At 59.0% G+C, this 18,499-nt stretch carries 14 protein-coding genes, 2 pseudogenes and 1 riboswitch; of the genes and pseudogenes, 5 read left to right on the forward strand and 11 right to left on the reverse strand.

Going from position 1 to position 18,499, the window contains the following annotated elements:
- Positions 1–216 precede the first annotated feature (216 nt).
- From ileS to CAY53_RS04710, 4 genes are read left to right on the forward strand one after another with little or no spacing between them, the layout of a single operon-like run.
- A complete protein-coding gene (gene ileS / locus CAY53_RS04695; RefSeq protein WP_104937440.1) occupies positions 217–3,018 on the forward strand; it encodes an isoleucine--tRNA ligase in 2,802 nt (933 codons plus the stop codon).
- A 1-nt stretch (position 3,019) separates the two neighbouring features.
- On the forward strand, positions 3,020–3,523 hold the full coding sequence (gene lspA / locus CAY53_RS04700) for a signal peptidase II (protein ID WP_104936143.1): 504 nt from the start codon (positions 3,020–3,022) through the stop codon (positions 3,521–3,523).
- Positions 3,520–4,470 (forward strand): ACP S-malonyltransferase, encoded by a 951-nt coding sequence (gene fabD / locus CAY53_RS04705; protein WP_104936144.1) that lies wholly within the window; start codon positions 3,520–3,522, stop codon positions 4,468–4,470. The genes lspA and fabD overlap by 4 nt, the downstream gene beginning before the upstream one ends.
- 32 nt (positions 4,471–4,502) lie before the next feature.
- Positions 4,503–5,429 (forward strand): Tim44 domain-containing protein, encoded by a 927-nt coding sequence (locus CAY53_RS04710; RefSeq protein WP_104936145.1) that lies wholly within the window; start codon positions 4,503–4,505, stop codon positions 5,427–5,429.
- A gap of 113 nt (positions 5,430–5,542) precedes the next feature.
- On the opposite strand, the gene CAY53_RS13720 is transcribed toward CAY53_RS04710, so the two are convergent.
- From CAY53_RS13720 to CAY53_RS14075, 5 genes and pseudogenes are all read right to left on the reverse strand, one after another.
- Positions 5,543–6,091, reverse strand: a complete 549-nt coding sequence (locus CAY53_RS13720) for a methylated-DNA--[protein]-cysteine S-methyltransferase (protein WP_104936146.1) — start codon at positions 6,089–6,091, stop codon at positions 5,543–5,545.
- A 174-nt stretch (positions 6,092–6,265) separates the two neighbouring features.
- Positions 6,266–7,426, reverse strand: a complete 1,161-nt coding sequence (gene meaB, locus CAY53_RS04720) for a methylmalonyl Co-A mutase-associated GTPase MeaB (protein ID WP_104936147.1) — start codon at positions 7,424–7,426, stop codon at positions 6,266–6,268.
- A 71-nt stretch (positions 7,427–7,497) separates the two neighbouring features.
- Complete coding sequence (scpA, locus tag CAY53_RS04725; protein ID WP_425430775.1) at positions 7,498–9,690, reverse strand: methylmalonyl-CoA mutase; 2,193 nt, start codon at positions 9,688–9,690, stop codon at positions 7,498–7,500.
- The gene (locus CAY53_RS04730) at positions 9,687–11,807 is read right to left on the reverse strand and encodes a methylmalonyl-CoA mutase family protein (RefSeq protein WP_104936149.1); all 2,121 of its coding nucleotides are present in this window, start codon (positions 11,805–11,807) and stop codon (positions 9,687–9,689) included. The genes scpA and CAY53_RS04730 overlap by 4 nt, the downstream gene beginning before the upstream one ends.
- A 111-nt stretch (positions 11,808–11,918) precedes the next feature.
- Positions 11,919–12,122: riboswitch (cobalamin riboswitch) on the reverse strand.
- A 639-nt stretch (positions 12,123–12,761) separates the two neighbouring features.
- Positions 12,762–12,881, reverse strand: a pseudogene (locus CAY53_RS14075) (IS30 family transposase); the annotation flags it as partial.
- Positions 12,882–12,916: 35 nt separating this feature from the next.
- On the opposite strand from CAY53_RS14075, the gene CAY53_RS13725 reads away from it, so the two are divergent.
- A complete protein-coding gene (locus tag CAY53_RS13725) occupies positions 12,917–13,555 on the forward strand; it encodes an RHS repeat-associated core domain-containing protein (protein ID WP_104936150.1) in 639 nt (212 codons plus the stop codon).
- A 232-nt stretch (positions 13,556–13,787) separates the two neighbouring features.
- On the opposite strand, the pseudogene CAY53_RS04740 reads toward CAY53_RS13725, so the two are convergent.
- The 6 genes and pseudogenes from CAY53_RS04740 to CAY53_RS04755 all read right to left on the reverse strand — a co-directional run.
- Positions 13,788–15,233 (reverse strand): annotated as a pseudogene (locus tag CAY53_RS04740) (B12-binding domain-containing radical SAM protein); the annotation flags it as partial.
- The gene (locus tag CAY53_RS04745; RefSeq protein WP_017866707.1) at positions 15,230–15,610 is read right to left on the reverse strand and encodes a hypothetical protein; all 381 of its coding nucleotides are present in this window, start codon (positions 15,608–15,610) and stop codon (positions 15,230–15,232) included. The gene CAY53_RS04745 and the pseudogene CAY53_RS04740, both read right to left, overlap by 4 nt.
- 195 nt (positions 15,611–15,805) lie before the next feature.
- Positions 15,806–16,477, reverse strand: a complete 672-nt coding sequence (locus CAY53_RS04750; protein ID WP_104936152.1) for an actin-binding WH2 domain-containing protein — start codon at positions 16,475–16,477, stop codon at positions 15,806–15,808.
- Between the two features lie 261 nt (positions 16,478–16,738).
- Complete coding sequence (locus tag CAY53_RS12505) at positions 16,739–17,500, reverse strand: hypothetical protein (protein ID WP_146106402.1); 762 nt, start codon at positions 17,498–17,500, stop codon at positions 16,739–16,741.
- A 98-nt stretch (positions 17,501–17,598) separates the two neighbouring features.
- A complete protein-coding gene (locus CAY53_RS12510) occupies positions 17,599–17,955 on the reverse strand; it encodes a hypothetical protein (protein ID WP_146106403.1) in 357 nt (118 codons plus the stop codon).
- A gap of 212 nt (positions 17,956–18,167) precedes the next feature.
- A complete protein-coding gene (locus CAY53_RS04755) occupies positions 18,168–18,497 on the reverse strand; it encodes a YdbL family probable chaperone protein (protein ID WP_104936153.1) in 330 nt (109 codons plus the stop codon).
- Between the last annotated feature and the right edge of the window lie 2 nt (positions 18,498–18,499).

An 18,499-nucleotide genomic window follows, 5' to 3' on the forward strand; every position in this document is an offset into this window, starting at 1 on the left:
TCAGAGGCATGCTGCGGATCAGCCAGTTGCGGACTCGGCCCTTTCGGGCTTTGTTCAGGCTCGGCGCCGCTGCATCTGCCAGAGCCTTCATGCTTGCATTATCCGATGCGGCTGGGTAATTTTTTCCGCCGCGCAGCACGCTTTTTTATTCCCTGCCCCGGGGGCGGCGGCCAGCACGGCCGCCATGCCGACGGAGCTTTTTACAGACCGCACACTATGGATTACCGGGATACACTCAACCTGCCGCAGACCAGATTCAAGATGAAAGCCAATCTCGCCCAGCGGGAACCGCAGGTCCTGAAGCGCTGGGAGAAAGACCGGCTTTACGACAGGCTTCAGGAGGCCGCCCGGGGCAGAGCCCTCTTTGTGCTGCACGACGGTCCGCCCTATGCCAACGGCAACATTCATATTGGTCACGCCTTCAACAAGATCCTGAAGGATATCATTCTGCGCGCCAAGAGGATGGAGGGCTTTTCCGCACCTTATGTGCCCGGCTGGGACTGCCACGGTCTGCCCATCGAGCACAATGTGGACGCCGAACTGGGCGGGAAGAAACGCAGCATCCCGCCGGTGAGCAAGCGTGCCGCCTGCCGCCGCTATGCGGAGAAATGGATCAAAACCCAGTGCAGCCAGTTCCAGCGCCTGGGTGTTCTGGGCGACTGGGAACATCCGTACCTGACCTTCGCTTTCGACTACGAGGCGGATATCGCACGGGAATTCAACCGCTTTCTTCTCTCCGGCGCAGTCATCAGGGCGAAAAAGCCGGTTTACTGGTGCAACACCTGCGGCACTGCCCTGGCCGAAGCAGAGGTGGACTATGGCGATCACAGCTCGCCTTCCATTTATGTGAAATTCCCCTTCAGGGAAGATCCGGCGGAACTGGCTCCGGAACTGGGCGGCAAAAGGGTGAGTTTTGTCATCTGGACCACCACGCCATGGACCCTGCCCGCCAATATGGGCATCGCGCTGCACCCGGATTTCCAGTATGCCATGGTGGAGAGCGACGGCGAGGTGCTCGTCATCACCGAAAAGCTGGTGCCCTCCTGCATGGCGCTCTTTGGCAAAAAGGACTGGCGCATTCTGGCCACCATCCCGGGCCCGCGGTTCGAGGGCAGGCACTGCCGCCATCCTTTCATGAACCGGGATTCGCTGCTGCTTTTGGCGGATTATGTCACCGACGACACCGGTACCGGCTGCGTGCACACCGCACCCGGCCACGGCGCCGAGGACTATCAGACCGGTCTGCGTTACGGGCTGGAGATTCTCTCGCCCCTGGACGACAGCGGCCAGTACACCGCTGAGGCCGGGCCCTATGCGGGGCTGCAGGTGCCGGAGGTCAACGAGCGGATCATCGCCGACCTGAAGGCCAGCGGCGCACTCATGCAGGCCGGGCAGATCTCCCACAGCTATCCGCACTGCTGGCGCTGCAAAAAGCCGGTCATTTACCGGGCCACCCCGCAGTGGTTTGTGTCCATGGATGCTCAGGGGCTCCGGCAAAAGGCTCTGGCCGCCATTGAGCGGGTGCAGTGGACGCCGGCCTGGGGCCAGCAGCGCATTTACGACATGGTCAGCGCCCGGCCCGACTGGTGCCTGTCGCGGCAGCGTACCTGGGGCGTGCCGCTGACCGTGCTCAGCTGCGCAGCCTGCGGCGAGGTGCTGAAGAACGAGGCGGTCTGCGAGCGCATCGATGCGCTGTTCAGAAAGGAGGGCGCGGATGCCTGGTTTACCCACGAAGCTGCGGACTTTGTGCCGGAAGGCCTGAGCTGCAACTGCGGCAGCAGGCTCTTCAAAAAGGAACACGACATTCTGGACGTGTGGTTCGATTCTGGCACAAGCTGGGCCGCGGTTCTGGAAAAGCGGCCGGAACTCTGCTTCCCGGCCGACCTGTACCTGGAAGGCAGCGACCAGCACCGGGGCTGGTTCCAGTCCTCACTCCTGGCCTCGGTGAGCAATCGCGGGCTGGCGCCCTACAGGGCTGTCCTCACCCACGGGTACACGGTGGACGGTCAGGGCAAAAAAATGTCCAAGTCGGTCGGCAACGTGGTGGCGCCCCAGGAGATTATCGACAAGTACGGTGCGGAAGTGCTCCGGCTCTGGGTGGCGAGCGAAAACTATCAGGACGACGTGAAGGTTTCGGACCAGATCCTGAAGCATGTAACCGATGCCTACAGAAAGCTCCGCAACACCCTCCGCTTTCTTCTAAGCAATCTCTACGACTTCGATCCGGCAAAGGATGCCGTCCCCCTGGAACAGCTCATGCCCATTGACCGCTGGGCGCTGGCACGCTTCGCCGGGCTGTCCCAAAAGGTCTGCCAGGCCTACGGGCGCTACGAGTTCCACGCGGTATACCACAGCCTGTACAATTTCTGCGGCACCACGATCTCCAGCATCTATCTGGATGTGCTGAAAGACCGGCTCTACTGCGAGGCCGCGAAAGGCCTGAAGCGCCGGGCCGCGCAGACCGCGATCCATCGCATTCTGGATGGGCTGCTGCGTCTCATGGCCCCCATACTCTGCTTTACCGCGGAGGAGGCCTGGCAGCATCTGTACGGCATCGAGGAGGCAGAGGAGGACTACACGAATTCGGTCTTCTTCGCGGGCCGGCCCGAACTGGATGATATCAGGCCGGATGCGGAGGCGGATGCCCTTTGGCAGCAGTGCCTCACCCTGCGCGGTGAAATCACCCGCGTTCTGGAAATCGCCCGGCAGAACAAGGCCATTGGGCTGTCGCTGGACGCGGAAGTCGTGCTGCAGGCCGGGCCGGAGTGGCGGCACTTGATTGCCGACAACCGCGCGCTTTTGCAGGAACTGTGCATTGTGTCCAGCCTGAGGCTCGCCAGCAGCGGCGAGCGGCTGGCCTTTACCGACACCGAAACCGAGGGCCTGCAGATTGCCGTCCAGCCGGCGCCGGGCCGGAAATGCGAGCGCTGCTGGACGATCAGCGAAAGCGTGGGCCAGGACAGCGGGCACCCGAACCTGTGCAGCCGTTGCGCCGCTGTTGTGCGTGGGTTGGGCTGAGATGCGCCTTGTTCTGTTCAGTGCTGTTTTTCTGGCCGCGCTGGCGCTGGATCAGATCAGCAAATTCTGGATAAGCGCCCACTTTGTCCTGTTTGAAAGCCGGGAGCTTGTGCCCGGCTTCTTCAACCTGACCTATGTCACCAACAACGGCGCTGCCTTCAGCATTCTGGCCGGCCAGCCGGCCCTGTGGCGTCAGGCCGTGTTTGTCCTCATCAATCTGGTGGCGCTGGCCGTGATCGGGCTGGCCCAGTACCGCTTCGGCCGGAACGACCGGCTCTACACGGTGTCGCTGGCCCTGATTGCGGGGGGGGCGGCAGGCAATCTCTGCGATCGGATGCGCCTCTCTCACGTCATTGATTTTCTGGATTTTTATATAGGAGCGTACCACTGGCCCGCCTTCAATATCGCGGATTCGGCCATTGTCTTGGGGGTGGCGCTTTTCATGTTCAACTCGATCTTTCTTGAACCCCGCCAGGAAAAACAACACAGTCATCAGCCATTATGAAAAAAACAGCCATTTTGTTTCCCGGACAGGGATCCCAGTATCTGGGCATGGGCCGGGCCTTTGTGGAGGCGGAGCAGGGGGCTGCGGCCGTTATGGACTTGGCCGAACGCGTGTCGGGCTTCCCCCTCAGGCGACTCGCCTTTGACGGCCCCCTGGACGAGCTGACGCGCGTGCTCTATCTGCAACCGGCCCTGACCGCGGTCAACATCATCTGCTGGGAACAGCTCAAAAAGCGTCTGCCCGGCTGGACGCCGGCCTTTGCCGCCGGCCACAGCCTGGGCGAATATTCAGCCCTGTATGCCGCCCAGGTGCTGAGTCTTGAGGATACCCTGGCCCTGGTGACCAGACGCGGCGAGCTGATGGAGCGCGAGGGCCGGCAGCACCCGGGCGGCATGGCGGCGGTTTTGGGGCTGGAACTGGCGCAGGTTGAGCAGATCCTGGCGGAGGGCAGGCCGGAGGGCACGGTCGTGGTGGCCAACCACAACACGGCCCAGCAGATTGTGCTTTCGGGCGATGCGCAGGGCCTGGATGCCGCGGCAGCCCTGCTGAAGGCAAAGGGTGCGAAAAAGGTCATTCCGCTCCAGGTGAGTGTGGCCAATCACAGCCCGCTTGTCGCCGGTGCGGTGCCGGATTTTGCCGCCAGCATGGCCAGGATCGATTTTCATGCACCGGAGATTCCGGTGATCTTCAACGTCAGCGCGGGCATAGAGCGTAACCCGGAGCTGATTCGCGACCTGATGTCCTATCAGATCGCCTCCAAGGTGCACTGGCTGGAGATTGTCCAGGCCATGCTGGCGGATGGTGTCGAGCTTTTTGTGGAACTGGGGCCGAAGAACGTGCTCACCGGTCTGGTCAACAAGATCCTGCCGAAGGGCAGCACGGTGCAGTGCCTGCAGGCCGACACCCCGGACGCGATGGATGCGGCTGCCAGGGCGATTGCCCCATAATATGCGTTTTTTGAACAGACAGAGAGGATAACATGCAGAACCTGATGAAATGCTTCTGGCCGGTATTGACTTTGCTTTTGGTGTTCACGGCCCTGGACTGGACCTTTATGAGCCACAGTGCCGACGCCCGGGCTCGCGGCGGCGGCCGTTCCTTCAGCATGCCGGCACAGCGCAGCGCGCCGGCGAACCAGATGCAGCAGAACCGCGGCGCCCAGCGCCAGCAACCCGGTGCGGGCAGTTTTGGCCGTGGTTTTCTGGGTGGTCTGGCCGGCGCGGGCCTGGGTGCGCTGCTCTTCGGCTCCATGTTCGGCATGGGCGGCACCGGCCCCGGTCTGTTGCCGCTTCTGCTGCTGCTGGGCGCAGGCTATTTCTTCTGGCGCCGCTTCATGCGCAATCCTTCGGGTCAGACTTCCGAAGGCTATGGACCTCCCGGGCAGGGTGCTCCCTTTGGCTATGCGCAAAGGGTGGCAGCCTCCCCCTCCTTTCAGGACATCGCCGGGCCGGATGAGGAGACCACGGGCCTGGCGGCCATCCGCCGTACCGATCCGGGATTCGACGAGGCACATTTTCTGGAAGTGGCCTCGGACGTCTTCTTCAAAATTCAGGCCGGCTGGACGCGGCGGGATTTTGCCGCCATCCGTCACCTGCTGGGCAGCCAGCTGGCTGGCGAGTATGAGGGCCATTTTCGCGATATGGCGGCCAGGGGCCAGTTGAACAAACTGGAAAACATCTCCATCCGCAAGGTGGCAATCGCGGATGCCGGCAGTGACGGCCGGGAAGACTATGTCACTGTGCTCTTTACCGCAAACCTGCTGGATTACACCGTGGACGAGCGCACTGGCGCGGTGCTGGAGGGCAGCACGAGCCAGCCGGTCAAATTTGCCGAAGAGTGGACCTGGGCCAGACCGGTGCACACCGACAACTGGCTTTTGGAGCGCATTCAGGAGGTGCAGGCCTGAAGGGGCGCTGCACCTCCTGAAAAATTCGTTCCCAGCGCCGGTGCCGGGGGCGCTGTCTGCAGGATCAGTACAGACAGTGCCCCCGGATTGCCACGGGGCAGTCGGCCTTTATTTTACAGGGCCGTGCCCTTTTTCGGGACGAAGAGGCGGGAGCAGTCCACGCCTTCCAGCTCGAGCAGCCCGATTTTTGTGGCAATGCCGCCGGCATAGCCGGTCAGACTGCCGCTCGCGCCCACGACCCGGTGACAGGGAATGATGATGGCAATGGGATTGTGTCCGACCGCGCCGCCCACCGCCTGGGCCGACATGCGCGGCCGCTGCAGCCGGGCTGCCAGTTGGCGGGCGATCGCGCCATAGCTCGTCACGGTGCCGTAGGGAATTTCGCAGAGGAGCTGCCACACGGCCTGCCGGAAGCCGCTGCCCTCCGGTGCGAGCGGCAGCGCCGGAATGGCCGGCTTCTTCCCGGCAAAATAGGCGGCAAGCCAGGCCCGCGCAGCCGCAAGGACCGGCCAGTCCGGATTGATCTCGAATTCGCCTTCGGCTGTCCCGCCAAAGTACTTCTGGCCGCAGAACCAGAGTCCGGAAAGCCTGTCGCCTCTGGCTGCCAGGAGTATCCGGCCCAGGGGCGACTCGACGTATGCTCCAACGTGTGCTGTTTTCATGGTACGGCGAAAGAGAAGCCGGGTTGTCCCCGGGCAGGGAAGGAGGCTTCAGGCCGGGTGCAACACTCTGCACAAGGAAATGGCTGCCAACACGGACTGTCCTGCCGCCCGGATTGGGCTTTTTCTTGGCGCGGCATTGCTCCCCTGCGCCACGGGCATCTGCCGGGGCCCTGCTCAGGCTTCCAGGCCGTCGAAGGCGGCGAGCAGCCGCTGCGTGGCGGCCACCGCAGGCAGGACACCGTCTGCGACCTGACGCTCGATTCCGGCGATGATGCTTTTCACCCCGGCATGGCGGATGAAGCGCTCGTGGAGCTGGTCGTTGATCATCTCGTGGACCCATTTGACATTCTGGTCGCGGCGGTGCTGCTCGAACACGCCCGAGGCCTGGGTGATCTGCCGGAATTTTTTGATGACCCCCCAGATTTCGGGAATGCCCTCGCCGGTGAGGGCGGAGCAGGTGAAGGCGTGGGAGGTCCAGCCTTCGGTTGCGGGTTGCAGGTAGTGCATGGCCCGCTCGTATTCGCCCTGGGCGGTTTTGGCGCGGAGCCTGTTGTCGCCGTCCGCCTTGGTGATGACCAGGGCGTCCGCCAGCTCCATGATGCCCTTCTTGATGCCCTGCAGCTCATCGCCTGCACCGGAAAGCATGAGCAGAAGGAAGAAATCCACCATGGAGCGCACCGCGGTCTCGCTCTGCCCCACGCCGACGGTTTCGATCAGCATCACGTCAAAGCCCGCGGCCTCGCAGACGAGCATGGATTCCCGCGTTTTGCGGGCCACGCCGCCCAGCGTCGTGCCGGCGGGCGAGGGCCGGATGAAGCAGCGGCTGTCCCGGCTCAGTTGCTCCATCCGGGTCTTGTCGCCCAGAATGCTGCCGCCGGAAATGGAGCTGCTGGGGTCAACCGCCAGCACCGCCACCTTGTGGCCCTGTTCCAGCAGGTAACAGCCAAACTTTTCGATGAACGAACTCTTGCCCACGCCGGGCACGCCGGTAATGCCCACGCGGATGGCCTTGCCGCTGTGGGGCAGCAGTCGCTGCAGCACCTGCTGCGCCATGTCGATATGTTTGGGCGCATTGCTTTCCATCAAGGTAATCGCGCGGCCCAGGACAGCGCGATTGCCCGCGAGCACGCCTTCCGCATAGTCGTCCGCAGTGTAGGCCGGCCGCGTAAAAACCGGAGCGCTTGCGCCCGACGCGGCATCCGCTGCTGCCTTCTGGTAGGAACTGATGCCGTCGTGGCCGCTGGCCACGCCGTCCATCACCCGGCAGGCGAACTCGGCGCCCGCATCTTCCGGCTGCCATTCCGGCCTTTTGCTGTCCCTAGAGTCCGTGCCCATGGCTTCTCCGTGTTCAGGTAGGCCCTCCTGCAGCAGGCGATGCCACAGGAGGGCAGGGATGTGCCGCAGGATTACGCCGCTTCCGCCGGATGCAGACGGGCGTGCAGCTCGGTCAGAATCTTCTTCGCCGCCACGGGGATGATCGTGCCTGGCCCGAAGATGGCCGCTGCGCCGTGTTCGCGCAGGAACTGGTAATCCGGAGCCGGGATGACGCCGCCGATGACGCACATGATGTCCGGACGGCCCAGCTTGGCCAGCTCTTCAACCAAAGCCGGGAGCAGCGTTTTGTGCCCGGCTGCCAGCGAGCTGAAGCCCACGATGTGCACGTCGTTTTCCACGGCCTGGCGGGCCGCTTCTTCCGGCGTCTGGAACAGCGGGCCGATATCCACGTCAAAGCCCAGGTCGGCAAAGGCCGTGGATATGACCTTGGCGCCGCGGTCATGGCCGTCCTGGCCCAGCTTGGCGATCATGATGCGCGGCCGGCGGCCTTCCTCTTCCTCGAACTTTTTGGCCATGTCAATGACTTCCTGAATCACGTCCTTCTCCGCAAATTCTGCCTTGTAGATGCCGGAGATGGCCCGGATGGTGGCCACGTGGCGGCCGCAGACCTTCTCGATGGCATCGCTGATTTCGCCCAGAGAGGCCCGGGCCCGGGCGGCGTCGACGGACAGGGCGAGCAGGTTGCCCTGGCCGCTCTTCGCGCATTCGGTGATGGCGTTCAGGGCGGCCTGGCATTTGGCCTCGTCCCGCTCGGCACGCAGCTTGGCGAGCCGCTTCAACTGGGCCTCGCGCACGCTGGTGTTGTCCACTTCGAGGGTATCCAAGGCGTCTTCCTTTTCCAGCACATAGGTGTTGACGCCCACAATTTTTTCGCGGCCCGAGTCGATGCCGGCCTGACGGCGGGCTGCGGCTTCCTCGATGCGCATCTTGGGCAGGCCGGTTTCAATGGCCCTGGCCATGCCGCCCAGTTGTTCGACTTCCTGAATGTGGCCCCAGGCGCGCTGCATGATGGCGCCGGTGAGTGCCTCCACGTAGAAGGACCCGGCCCAGGGATCGGCAGGTCTGATGATATTGGTCTCGTCCTGCAGGTAGAGCTGGGTGTTGCGGGCGATGCGGGCCGAGAAGTCGGTGGGCAGGGCGATGGCCTCGTCGAGCGAGTTGGTGTGCAGCGACTGGGTATGGCCCAGGGCCGCGGCCAGGGCCTCGATACAGGTGCGGCAGACGTTGTTGAAGGGGTCGCCCTCGGTGAGGCTCCAGCCCGAGGTCTGGCTGTGGGTACGCAGGGCCAGCGATTTCGGATTCTTGGGGCCGAAGCTCTTGATGATCTTGGCCCAGAGCACGCGGGCGGCGCGCATCTTGGCCACTTCCATGAAGTAGTTCATGCCCATGGCCCAGAAAAAGGAGAGCCGGGGCGCAAAGGTGTCGATGCTCATGCCGGCGTTGACGCCTGCACGGGCATAGTCCCAGCCGTCGGCCAGGGTATAGGCCATTTCGATGTCCGAGGTGGCGCCAGCCTCCTGCATATGGTAGCCGGAAATGCTGATGCTGTTGAATTTCGGCATGTTCTGCGAGGTAAAGGCAAAAATGTCCGAAATGATCTTCATCGACATGGCGGGCGGGTAAATATAGGTGTTGCGCACCATGTATTCCTTCAGAATATCGTTCTGAATGGTGCCCGCGAGCTGCTCCAGTTTGACCCCCTGTTCTTCGGCAGCCACGATGTAGAAGGCCAGAACCGGCAGCACCGCGCCGTTCATGGTCATGGACACGCTCATTTTGTCCAGCGGGATGCCGGAGAAGAGAATCTCCATGTCCAGGATGGAGTCCACCGCCACCCCGGCCTTGCCGACATCGCCGACCACACGGGCATGGTCGGAGTCGTAGCCGCGGTGGGTGGCGAGGTCAAAGGCAATGGAGAGACCCTTCTGCCCGGCGGCCAGATTGCGGCGGTAAAAGGCGTTGCTCTCCTCGGCGGTGGAGAAGCCGGCGTACTGCCGGACCGTCCAGGGCCGCTGCACGTACATGGTGCTGTAGGGGCCGCGCAGATAGGGCGGAACCCCGGGCATGTAGCCCAGGTGCTCCAGACCCTCGCAGTCCTTTCTCGTATAGAGCGGCTGCACGTCGATCTGCTCGACCGTGCGCCAGGCCAGTTCCTCGGGGCTCAGGCCGGTTTCGGCCTGCACTTTCGCCGCCCAGGAGGCGTAGTCCATCTTCCTGCCCGAAGGTCTGAGGGCAATTTTGGTGAAATCGGGTGCGTTCATCAGATCACCTCCAGATGTTGCTGTACTTTGGTCAGGAGATCCAGCGCATTGGCGCGCACATGCAGAAACTCGTCCACACCGGCAGCCTTGAAGGCCTCGATTTGATCTTTGGGATAGCCGGCCAGAATGACCATCATGTCCGGCCTCGCCGCCTTCACCTTTCTGGTCAGTTCGGGCACGATCTCCGGGTAGCTGTCGTCGGTGGAGCAGATGACCATGGCCCTGGCGCCGGAATCCAGGGCCGCACCGACGGCCTCGTCGATCGTGGGAAAGCCGTCGTTTGCGATGGTGGCCAGGGCGGCGACGTTCAGAAAGGCGGTGGAGAAGTCGGTACGGGCCTTGTGCTGCGGAATCGGCCCCATGTTGGCCATAAAGATTTTTGGCGCGCCGCCGTGCTTTTCGGCCCAGGCCTCGGTGGCCATGCGGATGCGCTCGAAGGGCTCGGCGCCGCGATGCACCCGCAGCCTGTTCACCTGCGGCGCGGCCTCCTGACCCCTGGCCGCGGCGAAAATTTCGCCCAGACTGGCGCCGGCCCTGGCCGCGGCGATGGCTGCAGTCATCAGCGCTTCCTGACCGGAATCCGCCTGCCGGCCGACTTCGGCCAGGGCTGCATCGCGGCTTTGGCCCTTTCTGGCCGCAGCCAGGGCCGCCTTACGGGTCTTCAGGAAGGCCTCGTGGTCAATGGGCTCGATGATCTGCTTGGCCTCCGCCAGATTCGGATACATGCTCGTGCCAACAAAGCGGTCGGTGCGGGTGGCCACGTTCTTAGCCCGTTTGGCGGCTACTTCAGCCACCTGCGCCTGCGGGAAGCCGGCGGAGAGGGCCTTGAACATGCCGCCCTGGCCTTCAATCTGCTGGAAGAGCGCCCAGGCCCTGTCGGCGAGCTGTTGCGTGAGTTGCTCCACATACCAGCAGCCGCCGGCCGGATCCACGACCTTGTCGAAGTGGGCCTCCTCGCGCAGCACGATGTGCACATTCCGGGCGATACGGCTGGAAAATTCGTTGGGCGCGCGGAAAATTTCGTCGTAGGGGCCGACATGGATGCTGTCCACGCCGCCGGCCACGGCGGATAAGGTCTCGGTGGAGACGCGCAGCATGTTGACCCAGGGATCGACCTTGGTCTTGTTCCAGCGGGAGGTGCGGGCGTGAATGTGCATGGCGCGCACAGGCTCCGAGCCGCCGAAGCTCTCGACGACCTGGCTCCAGCAGAGGCGTGCGGCCCGGAATTTGGCGATTTCCATAAAGAGGTCGGAGCCAATCGCAAACTCGAAGTTGATGTGGCGGGCCGCGGTTTCAGCCGCAATGCCGCGCTTGTCCAGCTCGCGCAGATATTCGGCGCCGGTGGCGAGAGCGCTGGCGATGTCCTGCACCGCACTGCCCCCGCTCTCCTGATAGGCGCTGGCGTCAACGGCGATGGTCCGCAGATTGGGCGCTGTGGCCGCCGCCCAGCGGGTCAGAGCCGCCATGTGGGCATAGGCCCTTTCCAGGGACAGCGGCAGGGTACCGGTGCGGGCCAGCGTGCCCAGGGGGTCGGCCGAAATGCTGCCGCGCAGTTTGGCCGTGTCCTGCCCGGCCGCCTGGATCCGCGCCGCCAGGAGGGCCGTGGCGGCCAGGCCGGATGGGCCGGTGGCCAGACGGCATTCCTGCGCGGTCAGATCAATATCCCTGAAGGCCAGCTCCGCATCCGCAAGGGTGTTCAGGGACAACCCATCCCTGCCCGCTGTTTCCGCGGTCGCATTATCGGCATCGAAGCCGTTCTGGGTGGCTTCGTCCAGGACAATGTTCAGACTGGTCTGTCCCTTTTGCAGGGCGTGCTTCGCGGTTTTGTTCCATTCGGCGGGATCCGCGCTGCGCAGTTCCTGCGACACCTGCCATGGCATGCTAACCGCACCGGAAGCCCTGATGCCGCGGACAAAGGGCGCTTCGCCGGGCTGGCTGTCCACATAGGCCAGACCTTCCAGGTCTTCCTGCAGGTAAAGAGGCTGAATATCGATGCCTTCGTACGTTTTTTTGATCAGCTTTTCAAAGGGCTTGCCCTTCAGATCGGCTTCCACCTTGGCCCGCCACTCTTCCTTGGTGACCGGTGGGAAATCCTTGAGGATATCCAGTGTCGATCCCATTGCTACCTCCTGTTTGTGATGTGGCGCTTGCCCCGTCCGGGACGTCGCACGAGTGTCTGTATCGCCTGCGAAAACGCATGTCGATCAACAAACGGAAACACGGGCCGTCTGAACTGATCTCAAAAAACGGCAGGTCTTCTGGCTTCCGGATCATCCTTCGCGCCGAACCTTCCCGGCCACCGGATTGGTGGTCAGTGGCACAAAAGAGCGCTTTGTCCCCGGATACAGCGGCCGGACCGCAACGGATTTGCACCGTTTTCCCTTTTCACCGCCGGTCAGCTCACAGCCGGCGACACCGCTTTTTGCATTTTTTGGAGCCAGCCGTGCGGCCGGCCGTTTGTGCCTCCTTGAAGTGAGATGGTCGGATGTGCCGTCAACAAAGGCCGGAACAAAAAGATCCGGGGTTGTTTCGATTTGGCGGCTCCTTTCTGGAATCGGGCTCAACGATAGCGTGTCGGCCCGGATTGCTGCATCGGAACCTGCCGCCCCGCCACCCGCACAGGATACGACCGGAAACGGGCGCCGGAAAAGAAGAAGCTGAACATTAGCAAGCCATAATTCGGATAAAACAGCAAGCCAAAAGGTGCGGGCCCGGCAAGAGGCTGAAACGGTATGCCTGAAACAGTGCGGCGCGGACTTGAAATGGCTCTTCCCTGTGCTGAATGAGAAAGGCCGTAGTGCCATGGCAGCCCGTTGAAAGAGTCGCAGCAATACGTATTGCGAGGAAAAAACTGTGTCAGGCAGAGGAGCAACTCACTGATTCTTTGCTACTTGGAATTTGAAACTCCTGTAGCCTGGAACCAAAAACATGGTTTTTCAACGGGCTGCTAAAAGGCAACAATGCCGCTTTTACCGTGCTGTGTCGTCTTTTCCCAGACGCACATAGGCCATGACAAAGAGCAGGGCCCAAAGGAAATCAAAAACGGCAAAGGGTTTCCACATGCCGGGGTGAATTCAAATTGCAAATGCACCGGTGAGGGCCTGGTTAAAAACCTCAGCGGGAGTCTGGTAGTGTAAACATTTGCGCGGCCGGTTATTCAACCGTTCTGCGACGTTGCGGAGTATTTCTTCCGTGATCTTGTCTTCGACGATATGACGGTTGCTGTCGGATGGGGCTGCGCAGCTTCGGCTGGGATGCTCTTGGTCGTCTGAAAACAGTCCGGCGGAACGGTCAGGAGCTAGCCGGCTACGGCTATGACAGCCAGAACCGTCGTGTTCGGAAGACCGTGGGTGCGAAGACCACGTACTATCTGTATGATCTGGAGAGCCGTCTGCTTGCGGAGATTGCCGGGAACGGCAGGGTACTGAGGGAATATGTCTGGCTGGGGCAGGAGCCGGTGGCGCTTCGGGAATACGAACTCCGGCCTGGCCTGTACTACTACATCAACGATCACCTGGGCACACCGCAGCGGCTGATTACAGGAGAGGGCACAGTGGTCTGGCAGGCTGCCTATCTGCCCTTTGGCAGGACCCAGGTCCAACTCGGCACGGTGCAGAACAACCTGCGCTTCCCCGGCCAGTACTTCGATGCCGAAACCGGGCTGCACTACAACTGGAACCGCTACTACGATCCGGATACCGGAAGGTATCTCTCACCTGATCCCATCGGCCTCGATGGCGGACTCAACCTCTATGCCTATGTGGAAAGTGATCCGGTGAATTGGATGGATCCGGAATGCCGGCTGTCAGCCAATGGCCCAACACCACCAGCACATAGGCCGCCTTCAGGCCGATGCCGTAGGGGATGAGCAGGCGCCTTTGCAGCGGTGCCCTGGCGATCTGGAAAAACATCCAGGCAAAGACGAGCAGGAGCAGGGCGGGAAACTGCACATAGCCGATGTGGTTGGGCGGCTCCACTCCGACCCAGCCGTAGATGCCGTAGGGAGCCAGGAGAAAGGCCAGCCCCAGAAGACCGTCGTAGAGGGCTGCCAGGTAAAAAATCTGGGAAATGCGATGTCCATGCATGGCGTTCACCGTGTCCTTGTTTTTGAGAAGAGCTTGAAAAAGCGCGCTTTCAAATGCCGCGTCACAGTGCCTTGCCCCTGAGCTCCACAAGGCATGTTCGGGCAGGAAAGCCGCATTACCGGGGCTTCCTGTCGCTCCTTTCTGCTTCACCAGTGCGCGCAGTTGCCCTTTGAAATGTGCACGCCGGGCCTTGGTCGCCTCTTCGCTGTACAGGCGGGCGGTCAGTCGCTTGAAACCCTGGGACAGCTCGGCCACTGTCATCCGCCTGGGCACGAAATTGATATCGAACAGGGTGCATTTCTCCCAGGCATTGGGGCTGATAATGCGGTTTTCCCTGTGCAGGGCGGCGTAGAGCGGCGTGCCGGGAAAGGGTGTTTGCAGGGTGATCTGCACCTCGTGCAGGCCGGAGTCCATGACAAAATCATAGACCTCGTCAAAGATCGTCTGGTCATGACTGTCCAGCCCCAAAACGAAACAGCCGTTGACGCTGATGCCGTGCGACTGGATGGTCGCAATCGCCTCCCGATAGCCGGCCTGCTGCCTGTACTTCCAGTTCCGCCTGGTTTCGAGCTCCTGCAGGGCAGGGGCTGTCGGGCTTTCAAAACCTATCAGTACCTGGGCGCAGCCGCTTTCGCGCATCAGGTGCAACAGTTCGCCATCCTGGGCGAGCGATACATCTGTTTCCGTGAACCAGCGGATGTTGCGCTTTTTCAGCTCGGGCAGCAGCTCTTTCCAGTAGGCCTTGTTGACAAAGGTGTTGTCGTCGGCAAATTCGATGAAGGGATGCTCCCACAGGGCCTTGATGCGGTCAATTTCCGCCAGCACCCTGGCCGCGGGTTTCTGCTTGTACTGTTTGGTCAAGAGGATGGAGCTGGCGCAGAAGGCGCAGCGATGCGGACAGCCCCGGCTGGTTTGCACGGTCAGGCGATTGTAGCGCCCAATGTCCAAAAGCTCGAATGCGGGCATGGGGGCATCCTGGAGATCAAACTCCGCACCCTCTGTCTTGTAGTAGGGCTGCAGGGCGCCGGCCTCCGCATCCCGCAGCACAGCGGACCAGCTCAGTTCTCCCTCGCCTACCAGCACGGCATCGCAGTGTTCTTTGGCCTCCGCAGGGAGCGTGGTGGCGTGAATGCCGCCGATCACCACCTGTTTGCCCGCCTGCCGCAGTTCGTCTGCCAGGGCATAGGCCTCTCCGATCTGGGCGCTGTAGCTCGAAATGGCGATAAGATCGCAGGAGTCAAGCTGCTGGCGTATGCCATCCTCCGCGGTGAGCCTGTCCACCTCTATGTAGGCCACATGGTGTCGGCTCGGGGTCATGCCGGCCAGGGTGAGGAGACCAAGACTGGGCAGCGAGGCAATCACCTTGCTCCGCTCGACAAAGCCCGGCAGGGTCAGGCCCATGTTGAGCAGCTCCCGATCGCACACACGGATGCCGCTCATGGCAATCAGCGCAATCTTCATATGCCTGTCCACTGGCTGAAGAAAAGCAGGGTGCCGATGACCAGACTCAGCACCGGAATGAAAAAGAAATGGCGAAACGCCTCTCTGTACGCCGCGAGAAAGCAGAGCAGCGGCATGGTGACAGCCCCGACGACAAAAAGACAGGAGGCGTATGGCGAGCTGGGCGCGACATGAAAGACCGCGCCGCTGAAGGCATAGCTCATATTGATGAAGGCGATGCCGAAAAAGGAGATATGACCGAGCCTGACCATCCTTCGGCGCCAGGAATGATAACCGCCCAGCCAGTCTTCTCTGTGGAAAAAGAGACCGAGCACTGCACCCGCGACAAACCCGAGCAGGATGCCGATCCAGGCGGCGTAAAAGTTGAGCATGTACATACGATCACCACTGCTGTTTCATAAAATTGTAAAGGGAATCCAATAAATAAAGGACTGAATACCATTTCAGGCTACAATGCTTTTGCTCAAAACCTAAGCAGAACAGGGATGCCCGAACCAGTGAGCCCCCATAACACAATCCTCATGTGTAATGCATTTTTAGGCCATATTGCATTGTAGGGTTTAGCGTTATCTCTAATGCCAGCCAAATAGGTGTCCCAGGGAACGAAACACATCGGTATAAAAGTTTCCACCGATTTCTCGTATAAATTCAAAGGGCAAGTCTGGAGCGCCAAGGAACGGGCGCAGTGTCCACGCCAACTGGGTTCCCACAAAGGCAAACAGCAACAGCCAAAACCTCAGAAATGTCCGTCGTGATCGCTTGGTCGCTTCGCCATCTTCTGATAGTTGTACATACATACGATTAAAGAAGAGCACTCCCAGTAAGCCGGATACTACGAAAAACGCCACATTCAGCAGCTTGAAAAATTGATAGCTCTGCGTTGTGACAATGAAGAATAAAGTGATCGGGGCGAAACCAACCAGCGCCACGCCAATGATTGCCATTCCGGTCGCCAGCAATACAAAGGTTTGTAGAATGGATCGTTTTGATCCCAAAAATGAGCTGAAGATGAACAGTGTCGGCATGCAAATCACGGTAGTCAGCAGAAACAGGATTGGCAGTTTAAGGCAGGATGAAAGAGCTTGTAAAAAACTATGCTGACTGCCAATAATCGCGCCATAAACGGCGAAAGAGGCAACACCGATGAGGTTTAACTCTATGAGCTTTCGTTTCAGATCAATACCGTCGGCTATTTCCTTAAGAAATGCTTCACGATGTTGCAGGATAGAGATCAAAGATTTCATAGATATTCACCTTTTAACTTGAGGATCTAACGCCAGAATAAATCATCCCAAGGCAATGTAATTAAAAATTGACAAAATGAATTTTCCAGATTCGGTCTGAATGATTGATCCTCTGAACTGAACTGTCTTTCATCTCCAGGCCGCTGAGGTAGAATTAACCAACTGACAAAACAAAGCGTGGTAAAGTTAAATGTATATGGAATAGGCACATGACCTTACAGAACGATGCAGTGCTGCAGGGTAGTTTGGTTGAGTATCTTATTATGGTAATTTATTACAGACATTATTTTTATATAATTTATATTCACTTAGAGCACCGGTTTTGCATGCATTAAAACATTCATGATTAAAAGCCTCAGAGTTGAATCCTGGATAATTTCTCAACACATGTACAACCCACATTTCATAATTACTACCAGGAAAATAGTCTTTTGCATCTTCAATACAATCTAACTCACTTTTATGTAGTCTAACGCATGCCTCTGATATTTTATATAGTTGTAAACAGTCCTCATCATTCATTTTTGTAATATTGGTATCTGAATATTCAATTTTAAGAATGTTACCTTTCAGAATTGCCTTTTTAATTTTTTGCTTTTCAAAACCTAAATCAACTTCAACTAAGCCGTCTCTTTCTTTCGGATTTATCACCATTGAGTCCGAATTGAAATTTGCGTCGGTTACTATTGAATAATTCTTATTTTTATCGAATAAAAGAAAGCTTAATGGGTCAATTCGGCAACCAGAGCCACCACAACTTTTACTAAAAAGAATGGCAACATAATCACCTGTTTTAAAACTACCGATTATATGTAAATAATTGCTAGATGATGTCTCTTCATAAATAATTTTTCCATCTAATCCAAGATATTGTGGCGGAGTATGACCTTCGTCAAGTACCTCACTCAATGTTTGGACTAAGCCAACATCAGTTTTAATTTCATCTTGTATGAAATATTCCTTTGCATGAACAAAGCTTGAAATTAAGAATATAGGTAATAGATATATTGCTCTTATACTCATTGTTAATCGTCCTGATGCGTGTGTTCAGTAGCAAAGTGTAGCAAAATCCGATGCTGTTCTAGCGATATATATGCAATGAAAATCTATCAATACAAATTTTAGTCAAGATGGCCTAAGCTCTTTGATATAACGTGATTATCTTCTGCCTCTATATGACAGATATGTTTAGAGAATGGCGATCCAAAAAAGATAACCATCAGTTCATCTTTTCCTTTATCGTTGCTCCATCTGGCTATATCTGCACCTTCTGCGATTGCTCTCTCCTTCAGTCCAGAGGTTGGATCTCCTGGTGAAAGAGAAGCGCAGAAACGTTTAGCCTTGCCTGCAGCGGAACGTTCTGCATATTCTGTATACAGGCCAAAGCAAAAAAATATCGCAAGACTGCACAGCACTAAAAGAATAAACTTACGGGATAAAATTAATGTTTTCTTCAGTATGCCAACGCCTTTGTTCATATTTCCCTCTGTTTGATTTGTGTCGTGCAGTGTCTGCAATTGTTTTTATCTTTTCATTGCCGTTTCTACCCGCACGCCACAAATCTTCTTCAGAAGCCTGTTATCGTCACGCGCTGTCAGGCGCCGGCGCTCCATCGCAGGGGTGAAACCCCGCGTTTGCCGCTGCCAGTTTGGGAGCCCCGGCAGAGCCGGGGCTCAGGCCAGAGGTACTACTACTTCTTCACCCACTTGCCGTCTGCCTGCACAAACTGGCCCTTGGGCGTCTTGTCGATGGCCTTTTTCCCGGCCAACTGTTCCACATCCTTGAGGGCAATGCCGTTTTTCTGGGCAATGCTCTGATATTCCGCCTTGCGTCTGGCATTGACCGAAGCCGCCACCTTGGCGGCCTCCGGGTTGTTCTGCACCAGGGCCAGATAGCCGCTGGCCGTCTCCCCCAGCAGTCCCTGCTCTTTTGCCGTCTGCAGATCCATGGCCCATCCGGTCCCGGTCAAAAGGCTCACCAAAAAAGCGCCCAGTACTGACGAGATAATCGTGCGTCGCATTG

It is taken from the genome of Desulfobulbus oralis (assembly GCF_002952055.1).
GTDB classification, from domain to species: domain Bacteria; phylum Desulfobacterota; class Desulfobulbia; order Desulfobulbales; family Desulfobulbaceae; genus Desulfobulbus; species Desulfobulbus oralis.

Coding starts and splice junctions, on each gene's coding strand:
- ileS (WP_104937440.1), top strand. CDS start 217: ATGGATTACCGGGATACACTCAACCTGCCGCAGACCAGATTCAAGATG.
- lspA (WP_104936143.1), top strand. CDS start 3,020: ATGCGCCTTGTTCTGTTCAGTGCTGTTTTTCTGGCCGCGCTGGCGCTG.
- fabD (WP_104936144.1), top strand. CDS start 3,520: ATGAAAAAAACAGCCATTTTGTTTCCCGGACAGGGATCCCAGTATCTG.
- CAY53_RS04710 (WP_104936145.1), top strand. CDS start 4,503: ATGCAGAACCTGATGAAATGCTTCTGGCCGGTATTGACTTTGCTTTTG.
- CAY53_RS13720 (WP_104936146.1), bottom strand. CDS start 6,091: ATGAAAACAGCACACGTTGGAGCATACGTCGAGTCGCCCCTGGGCCGG.
- meaB (WP_104936147.1), bottom strand. CDS start 7,426: ATGGGCACGGACTCTAGGGACAGCAAAAGGCCGGAATGGCAGCCGGAA.
- CAY53_RS04730 (WP_104936149.1), bottom strand. CDS start 11,807: ATGGGATCGACACTGGATATCCTCAAGGATTTCCCACCGGTCACCAAG.
- CAY53_RS13725 (WP_104936150.1), top strand. CDS start 12,917: ATGGGGCTGCGCAGCTTCGGCTGGGATGCTCTTGGTCGTCTGAAAACA.
- CAY53_RS04745 (WP_017866707.1), bottom strand. CDS start 15,610: ATGTACATGCTCAACTTTTACGCCGCCTGGATCGGCATCCTGCTCGGG.
- CAY53_RS04750 (WP_104936152.1), bottom strand. CDS start 16,477: ATGAAATCTTTGATCTCTATCCTGCAACATCGTGAAGCATTTCTTAAG.
- CAY53_RS12505 (WP_146106402.1), bottom strand. CDS start 17,500: ATGAGTATAAGAGCAATATATCTATTACCTATATTCTTAATTTCAAGC.
- CAY53_RS12510 (WP_146106403.1), bottom strand. CDS start 17,955: ATGAACAAAGGCGTTGGCATACTGAAGAAAACATTAATTTTATCCCGT.
- CAY53_RS04755 (WP_104936153.1), bottom strand. CDS start 18,497: ATGCGACGCACGATTATCTCGTCAGTACTGGGCGCTTTTTTGGTGAGC.